This window comes from Maritalea myrionectae DSM 19524, from assembly GCF_000423365.1.
GTDB lineage: Bacteria > Pseudomonadota > Alphaproteobacteria > Rhizobiales > Devosiaceae > Maritalea > Maritalea myrionectae.
This window is the reverse complement of sequence record NZ_AUHV01000003.1, coordinates 638,186-653,136: the sequence shown is the minus strand read 5'-3', so window position 1 is coordinate 653,136 and position 14,951 is coordinate 638,186. Positions and strand designations below refer to the sequence as shown.

Below are 14,951 nucleotides of genomic sequence, written 5' to 3'. Positions count from 1 at the left end.
TTATACCTAACCGAGTGATTTACGCATCGAGTGCGCGGCAATCCTCTGCCATCCAACCGATCTTGATCTGTTGGCCCGGCTTTAGACGCACTTGGTCAGGCGCGTTTCTTGTTTTGATGACGAAATCTTCATTGCCCGCCACGCGCAAACGTGTGCGGAAGATGTCGCCCATATAAATGAATTCCAACACTTCAGCGTTGAGCGTGTGCGCATCCGGATCGAGGCGGTCAGTGTTATATTCGACACGCTCTGGGCGGATCGATACACGCGTACGCTCGCCGACTTCGCTTACATTTACAGGCACCGCGTCGAGCACTTCGCCGTCATCCAGCTGCACCACGCAGGTTTTGCCCTTGATCTCTTTCACCACGCCTTCGAGCGTGTTGTTTTCACCGATAAACTGCGCCACGAAGCTGTTTTCAGGTGATTCATACAATTGATCCGGTGGGGCCAATTGTTGAATACGCCCATCGTCGAACACCGCAACACGGTCTGACATGGTCAAGGCTTCCGTTTGGTCGTGGGTCACATAAACTGTGGTAATGCCCAAACGGTGTGCCAAGTGGGTGATCTCAAACTGCATTTTTTCCCGCAGTTGCTTGTCGAGCGCGCCGAGCGGCTCGTCCATCAACACCAATTCAGGTTCAAACACCAAGGCCCGTGCCAAGGCGACCCGCTGTTGCTGCCCGCCAGACAATTGCGCCGGGCGGCGGCCGCCAAAGTCACCCATTTCAACCATGTCGAGCGCGCGCATTACTTTTTCTTCGCGCGTGGATTTGCCCAATTTGCGCACTTCCAAGGGGAAGGCGAGGTTTTCCGCAATGGTCATATGCGGGAACAGGGCGTAGTTTTGAAACACCATGCCGATGCCGCGTTTATGCGGTGGGATACCGTTGATGGATTCCCCGCCCAAACGAATGTCACCATGCGTGGCGTGTTCAAAACCAGCAAGCATCATAAGGCAAGTTGTTTTGCCGGAGCCTGATGGCCCAAGCATCGTCAGGAACTCACCTTTCGGCATGGTCAGGTTGAGGTCTTTTACGACGAGTGTTTCGCCATCATAGCTTTTCTGTACACGTTCGAACTCAACGAATGCGTCGTTGGATGCATCATTTGCCAATTTGTGTCCCCCTAATATTTCCAAGCGTTTCTTCGTGTTTTTGTTTTGCCGATTTGGTGGTCAATAGTTCAATTTCGCTTCTTGCTTCCTATCTTAAATCGGCTTTGTTTCTCTCGTTCGACAAGGTTGTCCCGCAGTGACAAATGATATTTCACGCGTCGCATATTCAGATGTCTCTGGGGCAAATTAATCTTTGATATTTGCGTGCTTTGGTGGCGTAGCTTGCCTGCAGCAAATTGGATGCTTGTGTGTTTGATAAACCTAATTGATGAGCAGCGCTGATCCAACCGGAGGTCACCAAGCGCGTAAACTCGCCGCCAGCGTGGCCAGTTGCCCGCTTATATTTGTTTATCAGCCCACATATTGAGGCACCGATTTTTGTAGGCTGTGGTGCCATTATAGAGCCTCTTTCCGCATGGTTGACCAAAAGGCAAGCGTCATGCGTGTCGCAGCTGAGAGCAGGCGACTGACTTGCAGGTCAATTGAATTTTGGAAATAAGCGTGAGCAGTAGTGCCATCCGCCCGGCGTCCGATGCGGCGGCATCGTGGGCATGCAATTCGAAACTGGTTTTCACACGTTTGTTTCATAATCAATGACTTAAGGATTATAGATAAATGCCTCTCAACGCAAGTCTTGTGCCTGATTCTGACCAGCCCTTTCGCTCAATTTGGGGGTTTTTCTAAATCAAACGGTCAAAATAATTCGATCTTGAAAATATTACTTTTGGTTTTAAAACAATATCTTACGCAGGTTCCGGGGGTGTGATTGGTGCTTTTGTTTCGGTTTCACGAATAAACAGTTACAAATGTGGATATTTCTTCGGTTAAACATATTAAGTGGCTCAATTAACAGGTTAATTCTTGCCGCCCAGGTGGCAATATTTGCGCTGTGCGGGGCGTGAGAATCAGGTGCGCACCGATGCCGATTGTGTGCAATTGAGCGTTGCGCGAATGGAAATCTGTGGCATGGCACGTAGACGCCGTGAGGCGGCGGTTGGCTATTTCGCCCGCGCCGCGTCTAGCCCGTTGGTCAATTTTTTCAAAAGGCGTTGCAGCTCATTGAGTTCGGCATGGTCTAACGATGTGTTGTTGACCATGCAGGCGGTGATGGCTGGTGCTTTATCTTGCAGCGCGCGCCCGGCGGGGGTGAGGCGCACAATGATTTGGCGTTTATCCTGATCGCCCCGGGTGCGCTTGATGTGTCCCAACGCCTCCAGCCGCTTGAGCAGCGGGGTGAGGGTGTTTGTGTTCATCCGCAAGATTTTGGCCAGTTCGGTAACCTTTTGCCCATCGCGCTCCCACAACAGGGTGAGGGTTATATATTGCGGATAGGTAAGCCCAAGCTGCGCCAGATGCGGCGCGTAGCTTTGGTTGATGACGTGGGACGCGGTGTACACCCCATAACAGAACATATCCTCAGCGCGGGTGGGCAATTGCTCCATTGTCATCCTGATGTCCTTAAATTTGGTCGCACACGATATTATTATTGACATGGGCATGAGGTTTCATCAACACTGTCAAATTATATCGCGCACGATACAAAAGGAGAAAGAAGATGAGCTGGTTGCCGAATTTGAAAACAGAAACTGCAGAAGAAGGTTTTGAGCTGGCGATTAAACTTTCGCGGATGGCGGTGAAGAAAACCCAACCAGACGACGCCACCCGCACCAAACTGCGCGACGACTACGCCAACAGCGCCGACAGTTTGACGCTGGCCTCACAAGTGGTGGCGACGAATTTTCAGACCGTCGCGGCGGCTAATGATTATTGGCGGTGAGGGGGTAATTGTGTGGTAAGCGGTCCTTCATAAAGCGGCGGCGCAATTTATGATTTGGTCGCCATACTCAATTGGTTTTCCCAAGGATCAAAAACACTTCATCAGGTGTCACAAACCTTGGGAACCCACCGTCAGCCCACATAGCTTCGTCGTGACTCCAAATCCATTCCACAAAAGGTGAGACTACAAAGTGCTCGATCCGCTTAACTGAGGAATAGTCGTAGTTCTTTCCGGCCGGGTTTTTCTTGATGAAGTGCTTCAAGCTTTCAACCTGTTCAAGTTTATCAGTTAGGCGATTTATTCGGCCATTTATGGTTTTGGGGTTGCCGATTTCAAAGTCAAGAGGGCGCTCAATGGAGACGCATTCAAATACATAAAGGCAGTCACCTATCTGAACGCCAGCGTCCAATTCTCGGTCGCCAGCAGCAGAAAGTAGATTCCCCGAAGTCACGACGAAGCCTCGGCGCTTGAGGGCATCGCGAAATAGTTTCTCAAAAACGGTACCGCTGCTCCCGATCTTGTCTGGCATGAAAACAAATAATGTCGCCAACACATTGGGGATACCTACAAAGTCAATAATACTTGTATTGGCTGCTGGGATTACGGTCGCGCGAGGTCCGCCGCTCCAAGGCGAAATGCGCGATTGATGGCTCCCCCCAAGCGAAAGGTCTGCGACTACCTTGCGAATTTCCTCCAAGCTATGGTCTTTTTGGGAGAGGATTTTTATTCGTTTCACCAGCATCCGGCACAAATCCTCGGAGGAGCCGGCAAACACATGATATCCGCGGGATAATGTTTGCAAGAATGCGTTCGATTTTATCGATTTTAGCAGATTTTCATCGCCTATGTTCAGCGACTTTTGCGGCAAAATCGAGAGCGTCGATAATGCTTCCAATACACTTAGAAAAATCTTAAAGTTGTACCCGTGTTTTTTTGTGAAGGCGGATTCCATAAAATTATGGAATTGAAGAAACCGACCAACGTTAAAAAAATAGGGAATAAAGTTGGTGACGCTTCCGTCAGCGAGTATATGGCCATGGAATTCGCTGCCAGCTAGGTCTCGCTTTGTAAGATTGTAAACGGGAAAGAATACCGTGCCGAGTTCAGAACTATTGGTGACTTCTGGATCGTCCACTTTTTCTTTTGATGAGGCCGTGAGAACTTTGTTGTCCAACCACACGCCCAAAAGAGATGAATACGTGTTTAAAGACTGGTTTCTGTCATCAAATGAGCGAACTAGCTTTCCCAATTCTCTATTCGGTAGGTAATTCCAGTCTCCTTGTTCGTCAATTTGAATGGAAAAACCCTTTCCTATTGCTCTAAGCAATGCGGTTATTCGCCAGTATTGGTAGGCCACCCCTTCGACTTCATATATGCTAAGAAAGTCTTTTTTTCCAAATTCCCGCAGTACAATAATTGGCTCACGTCTTAGCAATTTGCAGTAACTTCGGTAAAATCGTTCGCCGCCGCCGTTATTGCGGCCGATGGTCTTCAGGCCTTTCTTCATCCAGCCGCCCAAGATTAAGTTTGGACCAAGCTGTGTTGAGTTTCCGAATTCTCGTATACTCTCTAACCTGCCGTGCTTTTGGATTGCGAGCTCGACAATTTGGCGCACTAAGCCAACAGTTACCGGATCGGTTTTTTCTTCATGGTTGGGCGATAGAGATACGCCTATCCTGCGGTAGATGTGGAGCCAATAGGCAGCACTTCGCCTAGAGAGGATTTTACCCATTTTGGCATCAAGAATGTCGAGGGCGTTTCTTGCAAAATCCCAAGCGGTTTGGTCTTCGATTGGAACACTGGGTTTAAATTGACTTAAAAACAGCTCACCTCTAAACGTGGCGCATTTTTGTGTGAGAGCAAAATTAATCTCTTCATTGAACAGGGTCATTAGACGCATGAACGCAGGTTGGTGGTAAGGTAGTGAAACTGCTTGGTTCGTATCGTCTTCCACTGCATGTTTCTCCGAATTTGCGTTTAGGCGCGTGTTAGCTGAAGCTTATATGAATCTTTCAAGGATACGAAGGTTTCGCACGGATCAATAAAAAAGAATGACTTTTAATTTGGCTAGGAGGCTGGAAACGCCTTTCAAAAAAACACCGCCCCGAAAAACTGGGACGGTGCAAATTAACACGCATTAATCAAATCCTCTAAACACTCGCCGCAGCACTCAGCCCCTTATCCAACGCCCCAATCATCCGGGTCACATCATCTGCCGTGATCACTAGAGGTGGTGACAAGATAATATTGTTGCCGGAGACGCGGATGGTTACGCCTGCCTCATAGGCGGCGTCGAAGGCGGCGGCTATGGCTGGTTTTGAGGCGGGGGTTTTGGTGGGGCGGTCGTCGACCAGTTCGATGGCGGCCATCAGGCCGATGCCGCGTGTGTCGCCGACGATCTGGTGTTTTTCTTTCAGTTGGGTGAGGCCGTTTTGCAGCTCTATGCCGCGTGCTTTTGCGTTTTCCCACACTTTGGCTTTTTTGATTTCGGCCAAGGTGGCGAGGGCGGCGGCGCAGCCGACCGGGTGGGCCGAATAGGTGTAGCCATGGCCGATATTGCCCACAGCGTCTTTATTGCTTTCGAAGGCTTCGACCACTTTTTCGCCCATCATGGCCGCGCCGAAGGGGAAGTATGAATTGGTGATGGCTTTGGCGGTGCACATCATATCTGGCGCCACGCCCCAGAGGCGCGAGCCGTGCACATCGCCTGTGCGGCCAAAGGCGGTGATCACTTCATCGGCGATCAGCAAAATGCCGTGTTTGTCGCACACGTCGCGTACCATGGGCATAAAGCTTTTGTGCGGCACGATCACCCCGCCCGCGCCCAGCACCGGCTCCATGATCATGGCGGCGATGGTATCTGCGCCTTGGAAGGCGATTTCATCTTCCAGCATGGCGATGCAGCGGTTGGCGATTTCTTCTGCATTGTCGGTGCCGAAAGGATTTCGGTAGGTCCAAGGGGCCGCGATTTGGAAGCAGCCGGCCAGCATCGGCTCATAATTACGGCGGAAATTGGCGTTGCCATTCACGGACGCGCCGCCAAAATGGGTGCCGTGATAGCCCTTTTTGAGGCTGATAAATTTGGTGCGTTCGCCTTCGCCGCGCACCTTATGATATTGCCGCGCCAGGCGCAGGCAGGTTTCAACAGAATCGGAGCCGCCGGAGGTGAAGAACGCGCGGGTCATGCCTTCGGGTTTGAACCAATCGTTCAGCTCAAAGGAGAGTTCGACCGCCTTATCATTGGTGGTGCCACGGAAGGCGGAATAATAGGGCAGCTCGTTCATCTGATCAGTGATGGCCTGTTTGATGCTGTCCACCGAATAGCCCAGATTGGCGTTCCACAGGCCGCCCACCGCGTCCAGCGTGGTGTGGCCATCAATGTCGGTGATTTCCACGCCCTTGGCGCCGCGGATCATTTTGGGCGGATTGTTGCGCATATCGGCCGGGTGGGCCATGGGGTGCCACATATGTTTGGCGTTGTTTTCTTTCAAAAAGTTTGACTCGAGCATCTAGGCCTCCTGATCGGGTGACAAGCCGAGCGACTTTGGCGCTGCGGCGAAACAATTGTTGGCGTGTTGAATATGGGCGGGCGGATTGCTGAACCCTGGGGTGCCGCCGCAAAGGCTTGGTGAAAATGAGCAAACCATCATACGCCCCTAAACAATCAATTTTTGAATGCTGGGGTGCACCACGCCGCCAATTGCGGTGGTGATCCGCGCTGAAGCGGCGGCGACGTGTTGTTTCACCATATGGATTTGTTCATCGGTTTTGCGGGTGGTGGGCATGGCCACCGCAATGGCGCCCGCGGCTGTGCCATCCGCATTAAGATAGGGCGCGGCGAGGCCCGCAACATCGGATTCGAAACCGTGCTCGTTCAAATAATAGCCGTCTCTGCGCGCCCGTGCGACGCGTGCGCGAACGGCATCGGGGTCGATTTCTGTATGATCGGTGTGTTTTTTCAGCGGCTTTTTTAAAAGATTTTCCAATAGATCAGCATCGTTAAACGCCAAAAAAACGATACCAGACGCGGTGGCGTGGAACGGCAGCGGTTCGGTGGGATCGATCATCACGACGGTGCCGCGCTGTGGCTCTTTATGGGCGATGGTGATCAAGGCGTTGGGGCTGCCAACGCTGGCGTGGGCGGTTTCCCGCGTGCAGTCACACAACCACTCCACCGTTTGTGTGGCGATGGCGGTGATCGGCGTGGTGGCTTCGCGCACGCGGGCAAGGTGCAAAAATCCGCTGCCCAGGCGATAGGCCTTGGTAATCTGGTTTTGCTCGATAAAATGATGTTTGCCCAGCGACACCAAAATGCGCCGCGTGGTGGCTTTGTCCATCTCCGCCATGCGGGCCAGCTCAGAAAGGCCAATTTCAGGCTGCGATGGCGTGAAAAAGCTTAGCAAGCGCATCGTTTTATCGATTGTCTTCATGCGGGGTAATACTCAATTAGTTCATATGTTCACAAAAATGTTGACTCAGATTGGTTCCTAATGCAACCATTAAATGTGCCGATGGTGATAATAGTGAACCGTTGGCAAAATTTCGAACGCGGTAGGGAGGAAAACATGCGTGCGATCCGTTCACTAATCTCGGCGGTCCTTATAGGTCTGGCGACAATTTTGGCTGCTCTTTCGCCAGCGATGGCTGAATATCCAGAAAAACCAGTTTCATTTGTGGTGCCATTTCCACCAGGGGATCTGGAGGATGTGCTGACCCGCATGATTGCGGAAGAATTTCAAGACATGTATGGCGTGCCAGCTGCGGTGGTGAACAAGCCCGGTGGGGGTGGTGGACCTTTCCCCGGTGCTGCGGAAGTGGCGCAAGCGCCAGCTGATGGCTATACAATCGGCTCGTTTGTGGTGGATGTGCCGTTGGTGGGCCCTTATGTGGGCATCCCAGCGCTGAACCCAGATCCGTTTGAGCCTGTTGGCATTTTTCTGACCTACCCGTTTGTCATTGCTGCGTCTAAAGCGGCGCCTTATCAATCCATGGAAGAATTGGCCGAGTTTTCAAAATCCAACAATCTTTTGCTGGGGCATTTTGGTTCGTTCCTTGTGCCAACCCAGGTCACAATGGCTTTGGCCGAAAAAAACGGCACCCTTTATTATTCAAACGCGTCATTTGATGCGCTGGATTGTAACACTTTGGCGTCTGGCGATGCGGACGTGATCAACACCACATTGCAACTGATCTTGCCTTGCTTGGACAAAGTGAATGTGTTGGCCACCGTGACTGAAGACCGCATTCCGCTGGTGCCAGACAGCCCAACTGTGGGTGAGCTTGAGCCATCGCTGAACATCGCGTTGTGGAATGGTTTGTTTGTGCATAAAGACACGCCGGCTGATGTGCGTGAGAAAATCGCGGCGGCAGCCCAAAAGGCACTGGCTAGCGATGCAGCCAAGAAGCTTGCTGAAGAAACCGGCGCTGGTGTTTATTGGAAAGGCGCAGAAGAAGCGGCGGCTCAGATTGAATCTGACCGTGTCGTGGCCGAATCCATCGCCAAATTTGCTGAATAATCTCTTGGCCGGGGCCATCGCCCCGGCCATTTTTAAATGGTGAGTTTGTTCAGCCCATGATTCAAGAAAATGAGATTGGCGGCAAATCTAATCGTGCGCTGAAAGTCGACGATTATTTTGTGTCGCCCTACAGTTCGGCACTTGTCTGGTTTGGCATTTGCACATTTTTGGTGGCGGTCTTTCTGGCCAGTCAGCTCGGTGTACAGGCCAAGTTTTTTGATAATATGCCTTTGGAAAAGCAGCCCGGGCTTTGGTCCGCCATCGGCATTATCGGGATGCTGATTTTCGGCTTTTTCCAAATCGTTCAATTTTGGTTTCACCGCAATGGTTTGCAAGCGCCGGGCTTTGTTTCTGAAGCGTTGATCTGGTTGCGTGCAGCTGAGTATGTGCTGTGGTTCATGGCGTACGTTTATTTGGTGCCTGTCGTGGGCTATTTGCCGACAACCATTGGATTTTTGATGCTGATGACATGGCGGTTGGGATACCGCCATCGGCTCTATTTTGGATTTGCGGCGCTCTCCGGATTGTTGATTGTGGTGATCTTCAAAAGCTTTTTGCAGGTCAAAATTCCCGGCGGTGCGCTTTACGAATATTTGCCAGATATGGTGCGCAGCTTTGCCATTCTTTATCTCTAGGGGCTCTTTGTGGAACTTTTGCTGACAAGTTTGAGCGCGTTGGCGCGAATTGATGTGGCAATCGCGTTGTTGATTGGCTCGGTTGGGGGCGTCATTATCGGGGCCATTCCCGGCGTGGGACCAGCTATTGCGATCGCGATTTTGTTGCCGGCGACATTTGCGCTGGAGCCAATAGTGGGCCTGACCCTTTTGTTGGGGATTTACGGGTCGTCCATGTATGGCGGGGCAATCCCGGCGATTTTGATCAATGCGCCCGGCACTGCGGTGAATGCGTTGACCACTTATGACGGTTATCCCATGACCAAACGCGGTGAGGCGACAAAAGCCTTGTCGCTGGCGTTTGGCGCCAGCTTTTGCGGCGCGATTATTTCGATTGTGGCGCTGATGTGCCTGTCGCCCGTTCTGGCGGCAGTGGCCCCAATGTTTGGCTCACGCGAGATCTTTTTGGCGGCGCTATTGGGCATGATCCTGGTGGTGGTGACGCACCGCGGGCAGGCTTTGGCCGCAGGGGCATTGTTGTGCTTTGGCATATTTATCAACACGGTTGGGCTGGAGCCGATCCGCTATACGCAGCGCTACACTTTTGAGCAAGCCTGGCTGGCGTCCGGTATCGATTTGATCGTGGTTGTGTTGGGGTTATTTGCGCTGTCGCAGGCCTTTTTGTTGTTGGTGGGGAAAGACGAACATAATAAACCGCCCGCGCTGGTGGGGCGGCTTTTCGATGGGCTGCGCGATGTGCTGCGTTTGCCAAAAATTGTATTGCCATCTGCCGGGTTCGGCGTGGTGATGGGCATGATCCCCGGTGTGGGTGAATTTCTGGCCCAATTCTTTTCCTATTCACTGGCACGCAAAACATCGGGCAATGGCAAGAATTTCGGCAAAGGCGCGCCCGAAGGGCTGATCGCCTCGGAAACTGCAAACAACGCAGTGCCCGCTGCGGCGATGATCCCGCTATTGGCGCTGGGTATTCCCGGTGAAGCCCTGACGGCGATGATGCTGGCCGTGTTCTATGTGCACAATGTGATCCCCGGGCCACAGCTCTTTGCCAATGATTTTGACTTTATTCTTAGCCTTTATATGGCGCTTTTGATCCTCAATGTTTTGGCCTTCGCGTTCTTGCTGGGCACCACAAAATGGATCACGCAAGTGGTGCGCATTCCCAACCGCTTTTTGGGCATGGTGATTTTGATTTTGAGTTTTGTCGGCGTTTTTTCGCTTCGAAACTCCATCATCGACTGCGCGATAGCGGCGGCATTTGGGATGCTGGGGCTAATGTTGAAGCGGCTAAACTTGCCTATTGTACCAATCATTCTCGGCATGGTGTTGGGCGGCATTATGGAAGTGAAGTTCCGCACCAGCATGGCGCGGGTGCAAACCCCATTTGATTTTATCGAGCGGCCCGTGGCGCAGGTGCTTTTCGCGATTATCGTGATTGTGCTGGTGGCGCATATCTATTCGCTCTTTCGAGCAAAAAAATCTGAGGACTTGGAAGCATGATCAGCCAAAGTGAAATTGATGCACTGCGTCAGCAGGAAATCGCGCCGCAAAAGCTGTTGATTGACGGGCAGTGGGTGGACGCTGCCGATGGCGGCACCATCAAAGTGGTCAGCCCGATTGACGGGAAAGAGCTGACAACGATCGCGGCGGCGACACCGTCAGATGTGGATGCTGCGGTGGTCTCGGCGCGGCGGGTTTTTGAGCGGGGCGACTGGGCGCGCATAGCCCCTCAGGGCCGCATGAAAGTGCTCAATAAGATCGCTGACCTGATCGAAGCCAATGCCAAGGAGCTGGCGGTTTTGGGCGTGCGGGACAATGGCACAGAAATTGGCATGGCCATCAAGGCGGAGCCGGGCTCTGCGGCGGGGACATTTCGGTTTTACGCAGGGGCGATTGATAAGGTCTATGGTGAGATTGCGCCCACGGCAGATGATCAATTGGCATTGGTGCATCGCGAACCGGTGGGTGTGGTTGGTGCTATTGTGCCGTGGAATTTTCCAATGATGATCGGCGCGTGGAAGATCGCGCCCGCCTTGGCGGCGGGCAATAGCGTTGTGCTTAAGCCGTCAGAAGCAGCGTCGTTGAGCCTACTAAGGCTAGCCGAGCTTTGCCTTGAAGCGGGATTGCCCGCAGGTGTGCTCAACGTGGTGACCGGCAATGGCGCTGTGGCGGGGGAAGCCCTGGGGCTACACAATGATATTGATATTATCGGCTTTACCGGGTCTGGCGGGGTCGGGCGGCGTTTAATGGATTATGCGGCGCGGTCCAATATGAAACGCTTATTTCTTGAACTGGGGGGCAAGTCGCCTAACGTTGTGTTTGCCGATACGCCAGATTTGGATCAGGCGGCAAAGGTTTCGGCGGCGGGAATTTTCCGCAATTCAGGTGAAGTCTGTGTGGCTGGGTCGCGCATTCTGGTTGAGCGCACTGTGCATGACCAATTTGTTGAAAAGCTGAAAGCGCAGGCGGCAAAGCTGAAGGTGGGCGATCCACTCAATCTCGATAACAATATCGGGGCGATTACCACCAAACAGCAATTAGAGGGCGATTTGGGCTTTGTTGAGCGGGCGCAAAAAGAGGGTGGCACCTTGGTGTGTGGCGGGGCGCAACTACATCCAGAAGGTGGCGGCTACTATATGGAGCCGACGATTTTCACCGATGTGAAGCCGGAGATGGACCTCTTCCAAAATGAAGTGTTTGGCCCGGTGGTGGCGATCACGCCATTTGACAGTGAAGAGGAAGCAGTCGCACTGGCCAACGGCACTGACTTTGGCTTGGCGGCGGCGGTTTGGACGTCGAACTTATCGCGGGCTCACCGCATGGTGCGCAACATTAAATCGGGCGTGGTGCATGTGAATACCTATGGCGGCGCGGGCAATAATGTGCCGCTTGCCGGCATGCGCCAGTCGGGCAATGGCGCGGATAAATCGCTGCACGCATTGGAGAAATACGAGAATTTGAAAACGGCCTGGATACAGCTGTAGGGGGACACACATATGGCGCAAGATAAAACCATTTTGGTGATTGGCACCTATGACACCAAATCCGATGAGCTCGAATATTTGACCAACGCGATTGTGGGGCAAGGTGGCAAAGTGCTCACCATGGATGTGAGTGTTTTGGGCGATCCGCCGACACCGACCGATGTGTCCAAACATGCGGTGGCGGAGGCCGCTGGTGCGAGCATTCAAGACGCGATTGATGCGGGCGACGAAAATGTGGCCATGCAGATTATGGCGCGTGGTTCGGCTGCGCTTTGCCAGAAGTTGCAGGCTGAGGGGCGGATTGATGGGATGATTGCCATGGGTGGCTCCATGGGCACAGATTTGGCGCTGGATTGCGCCCGCGCACTGCCACTGGGCGTGCCGAAATATATCATTTCCACCATTGCCTTTTCGCCGCTTATTCCAGCGGATCGGTTGGCGACGGATATTCAAATGATCTTGTGGGCGGGTGGCCTTTATGGCCTCAATTCGGTTTGCAAGGCTTCGCTGAGCCAAGCCGCCGGGGCGGTGCTGGGTGCGGCGCGTGCGGCGGTGTTGCCGGATGAGAAGCGCCCCATGGTCGGCATGACCAGCTTGGGCTCAACCTGCCTCAAATATATGAAGGCGCTAAAGCCTGCACTGGAAGAGCGCGGATTTGAAGTGGCGATATTTCACGCCACGGGCATGGGCGGCATGGCGTTTGAAAATCTGGCGCGCGAGGGCAAATTTGCCTGCGTGATGGATTTCGCGCCGCAGGAAATGGGCAATGATTTGATGGGCTCCAGCGTGAGCTCTGGTCCTGATCGATTGCGCGGGGCGGCAACGTCCAGCACACCCGCGATGATCGCGCCGGGATGTGTCGATCTGGTGGATTTCCCCGGGTGGCAACCTTTTCCCGATCAGTTTAATGATCGCTCCTTTCATGCCCACAATCGGCTTTTGTCTTCCGCCACATTGAATGCGGATGAGCGGCGTTTGGTGGCGCGTGAACTGGCCGCGCGCGCGGCGGAGAATAGTGCGCCGACGCATATTATTTCGCCGATTCAAGGCATTGAAGAGTGGGATAAGCCGGGTGAACCGGCGCATGAGCCAGATAATCATGCGGCCTTTGTGGCTGAATTGGCGAAGGCGGTGAGCGCGCCTGTCGGCTTCACTGAAATTGACTGCCACATCAATGACGCTCTGTTTTGTGAAACAGTGTTGTCGATTTTTGATCAATGGCTGGCTGATGGCACGGTGGCCAATCCTAAGGGGTAGCGCCTAAAGCTCTTGCCCTTTTCCGTCCAAAATCAAGCGGGTTTGCAGCAATTGGCCTTCCCGCTTGAGGATAGGATAAGCGATGGAGACCAGCTGCGCATTCAATTCCTTCAGCGCGGCGAGGCTTTCCAGATGCTGTTCACTGGTGGCGATGCTTTTTTCCAAGCCTTCGCGCAGGCGCAACAGGTGCTTTTTGCGGCTCTTCGCCACCAACATGCCCAACTCGTCCTTATCGCGGAAGATCTCACGGGCGGTTTCAATATCTTCATTGACCAGCAATTCGTAGGAATTGATCATATTGTGCAGGCATTGCTCGGCGATGGTGCGCAGTTCCGCTGCGCCGCTTTCAGAGAAATAGAGATTTCGGGCATGCTGCGCCCGGATAACGCCTTCGAGCCGTTGGCTCAAAATGGCGGTGCTGGCTTCGATGGACAGCGCATAGTCTGCCAAGTCCCGCAGGCGGCGGAACTGTGCCTTGGTCATCTCTTTGCTGGGCATGCGGGTCACATATAGGCGAACAGCCTGACCTGCATTGTGCAGCAGGTTGCTCTCACGTTCCAACTGATCGAAGTTGGGGAGCTTTTGGCACAGATACCAGGCCAGCGATTCACGGATCATCTGTTCTGAAATATTGGTCATGCGCACCACTTCGCGCCGCAATGAGGCGAGAGACTGCTGCACTGAATCCAGCGCATTTTCGTCCAGCAAAGAACGCTCCGCCATGGGAGTGGGGTGGTCGCCTTTGCCATTGGTCATTGCCCGCTCGACGGCGCTGCCAATCCAAGGTGTGAACGGCAGATATAACAACAGCAACACGTTAAAGGCGAAGTGGACCAGCACAAGGCTTGGCAGCATGTGCACCCACTGATCGATGAGTTGATAGGCATAGAGGGTGGCAATGAACGCGGCGGTGAGCCCACGCAGGGCCACATTGGCAACAACCGGGCGACGCGCTTCAATAGGCATGGCGCGGGTGATCCAAACGGGCACAAGGGCACCGCCAAGGTTTGCACCGAGGATCAACATAATCCCCACGGGTTGCGAGATCGCCTCGGCGGCAGAAACCACTGCAATCATCAAGACCGCGGCCACGCTCGAATGCATAAGAAAGGCCAGGACCATACCCACCAAAAAGGCCAGGACCAGATCAGCCTCCAGAAATGCCTCCATGGCGGGCAGCAGATCACTTTCCTTGATGGGCGTGACGGCATCGCGCAAAAAGCCCAGAGCAACAATGATCAGCGATATGCCGAGCATGATGCGGCCGGTTTGCCGAATGTTGCGGCCATTGAATTTGAGATAGAGCCACGCGCCGACACCCATCAATACTGGGGCCAACCATGTCAGGTCGAGGGACAGGATTTGCACCACAATGGCCGAACCTACATCGGCACCCAAAATGATGGCCAAGCCCATGGCGATGGACAACACGCCCCCGGTTGAAAACCCCGCGGTAAGAATGGCGACCGCAGCTGAGCTTTGCAGCAAAACCGCCATTGCGGTGCCAGCGAGCGCCGCGCGATAGGGGTTTTTGGCATTGGTCAGGATGCGCTTAAATTCTGGCCCCTTCATGCGCTCTATGCCGTTTTGCACCATGCGCACAGCAAAGAGGAGCAACATAGTTGCGCCAAAAATAGCGATGAGGAATTCCAAAAGGGCCATGTG

Annotated in this window: 12 protein-coding genes; 6 read left to right on the top strand and 6 right to left on the bottom strand. The window is 53.2% G+C overall.

Going from position 1 to position 14,951, the window contains the following annotated elements; translation table 11 throughout:
* Positions 1 to 19: 19 nt before the first annotated feature.
* Both G549_RS0109285 and G549_RS0109280 read right to left on the bottom strand, forming a co-directional pair.
* Positions 20 to 1,120 (bottom strand): ABC transporter ATP-binding protein, encoded by a 1,101-nt coding sequence (locus tag G549_RS0109285; RefSeq protein ID WP_027834797.1) that lies wholly within the window; start codon positions 1,118 to 1,120, stop codon positions 20 to 22.
* Positions 1,121 to 2,118: 998 nt separating this feature from the next.
* Positions 2,119 to 2,568, bottom strand: a complete 450-nt coding sequence (locus G549_RS0109280) for a MarR family winged helix-turn-helix transcriptional regulator (protein WP_027834796.1) — start codon at positions 2,566 to 2,568, stop codon at positions 2,119 to 2,121.
* Positions 2,569 to 2,675: 107 nt separating this feature from the next.
* Between G549_RS0109280 and G549_RS0109275 the strand changes: the two genes are divergently transcribed.
* Positions 2,676 to 2,897, top strand: a complete 222-nt coding sequence (locus tag G549_RS0109275; protein WP_027834795.1) for a hexameric tyrosine-coordinated heme protein — start codon at positions 2,676 to 2,678, stop codon at positions 2,895 to 2,897.
* Between the two features lie 67 nt (positions 2,898 to 2,964).
* Here G549_RS0109275 and G549_RS0109270 read toward each other — a convergent pair whose 3' ends face one another.
* From G549_RS0109270 to G549_RS0109255, 3 genes are all read right to left on the bottom strand, one after another.
* Complete coding sequence (locus tag G549_RS0109270) at positions 2,965 to 4,851, bottom strand: hypothetical protein (protein ID WP_027834794.1); 1,887 nt, start codon at positions 4,849 to 4,851, stop codon at positions 2,965 to 2,967.
* A 196-nt stretch (positions 4,852 to 5,047) separates the two neighbouring features.
* The gene (locus G549_RS0109265; protein ID WP_027834793.1) at positions 5,048 to 6,406 is read right to left on the bottom strand and encodes an aminotransferase class III-fold pyridoxal phosphate-dependent enzyme; all 1,359 of its coding nucleotides are present in this window, start codon (positions 6,404 to 6,406) and stop codon (positions 5,048 to 5,050) included.
* A gap of 147 nt (positions 6,407 to 6,553) precedes the next feature.
* Entirely contained in the window at positions 6,554 to 7,327 is a 774-nt protein-coding gene (locus G549_RS0109255; RefSeq protein WP_027834792.1) for an IclR family transcriptional regulator, read from the bottom strand.
* 135 nt (positions 7,328 to 7,462) lie between these two features.
* Here G549_RS0109255 and G549_RS0109250 point away from each other — a divergent pair, with 135 nt between their 5' ends.
* The 5 genes from G549_RS0109250 to G549_RS0109230 are packed head-to-tail and all read left to right on the top strand — an operon-like array spanning position 7,463 to position 13,286.
* Positions 7,463 to 8,413, top strand: coding sequence for a tripartite tricarboxylate transporter substrate-binding protein (locus G549_RS0109250; protein ID WP_027834791.1), 951 nt, complete (start codon positions 7,463 to 7,465; stop codon positions 8,411 to 8,413).
* Between the two features lie 56 nt (positions 8,414 to 8,469).
* Positions 8,470 to 9,048 carry a tripartite tricarboxylate transporter TctB family protein gene (locus G549_RS0109245; RefSeq protein WP_051213586.1) on the top strand — a complete coding sequence of 193 codons (579 nt, stop codon included), beginning with the start codon at positions 8,470 to 8,472 and terminating at the stop codon, positions 9,046 to 9,048.
* A 9-nt stretch (positions 9,049 to 9,057) separates the two neighbouring features.
* Positions 9,058 to 10,545 (top strand): tripartite tricarboxylate transporter permease, encoded by a 1,488-nt coding sequence (locus G549_RS0109240; protein WP_027834789.1) that lies wholly within the window; start codon positions 9,058 to 9,060, stop codon positions 10,543 to 10,545.
* Positions 10,542 to 12,029, top strand: a complete 1,488-nt coding sequence (locus G549_RS0109235; RefSeq protein ID WP_051213585.1) for an aldehyde dehydrogenase — start codon at positions 10,542 to 10,544, stop codon at positions 12,027 to 12,029. The genes G549_RS0109240 and G549_RS0109235 overlap by 4 nt, the downstream gene beginning before the upstream one ends.
* A 12-nt stretch (positions 12,030 to 12,041) precedes the next feature.
* Positions 12,042 to 13,286: a Tm-1-like ATP-binding domain-containing protein gene (locus G549_RS0109230; RefSeq protein WP_027834787.1), complete on the top strand. Its 1,245-nt coding sequence runs from the start codon at positions 12,042 to 12,044 to the stop codon at positions 13,284 to 13,286.
* Between the two features lie 3 nt (positions 13,287 to 13,289).
* Here G549_RS0109230 and G549_RS0109225 read toward each other — a convergent pair whose 3' ends face one another.
* The gene (locus G549_RS0109225; protein WP_027834786.1) at positions 13,290 to 14,948 is read right to left on the bottom strand and encodes a Na/Pi cotransporter family protein; all 1,659 of its coding nucleotides are present in this window, start codon (positions 14,946 to 14,948) and stop codon (positions 13,290 to 13,292) included.
* Positions 14,949 to 14,951: the final 3 nt, after the last annotated feature.

What these genes read in the sequence shown, in the direction of transcription:
- G549_RS0109225 (WP_027834786.1), bottom strand. Translation starts at nt 14,948, where the DNA reads ATGGCCCTTTTGGAATTCCTCATCGCTATTTTTGGCGCAACTATGTTG.
- G549_RS0109235 (WP_051213585.1), top strand. Translation starts at nt 10,542, where the DNA reads ATGATCAGCCAAAGTGAAATTGATGCACTGCGTCAGCAGGAAATCGCG.
- G549_RS0109275 (WP_027834795.1), top strand. Translation starts at nt 2,676, where the DNA reads ATGAGCTGGTTGCCGAATTTGAAAACAGAAACTGCAGAAGAAGGTTTT.
- G549_RS0109265 (WP_027834793.1), bottom strand. Translation starts at nt 6,406, where the DNA reads ATGCTCGAGTCAAACTTTTTGAAAGAAAACAACGCCAAACATATGTGG.
- G549_RS0109280 (WP_027834796.1), bottom strand. Translation starts at nt 2,568, where the DNA reads ATGACAATGGAGCAATTGCCCACCCGCGCTGAGGATATGTTCTGTTAT.
- G549_RS0109250 (WP_027834791.1), top strand. Translation starts at nt 7,463, where the DNA reads ATGCGTGCGATCCGTTCACTAATCTCGGCGGTCCTTATAGGTCTGGCG.
- G549_RS0109245 (WP_051213586.1), top strand. Translation starts at nt 8,470, where the DNA reads ATGATTCAAGAAAATGAGATTGGCGGCAAATCTAATCGTGCGCTGAAA.
- G549_RS0109230 (WP_027834787.1), top strand. Translation starts at nt 12,042, where the DNA reads ATGGCGCAAGATAAAACCATTTTGGTGATTGGCACCTATGACACCAAA.
- G549_RS0109255 (WP_027834792.1), bottom strand. Translation starts at nt 7,327, where the DNA reads ATGAAGACAATCGATAAAACGATGCGCTTGCTAAGCTTTTTCACGCCA.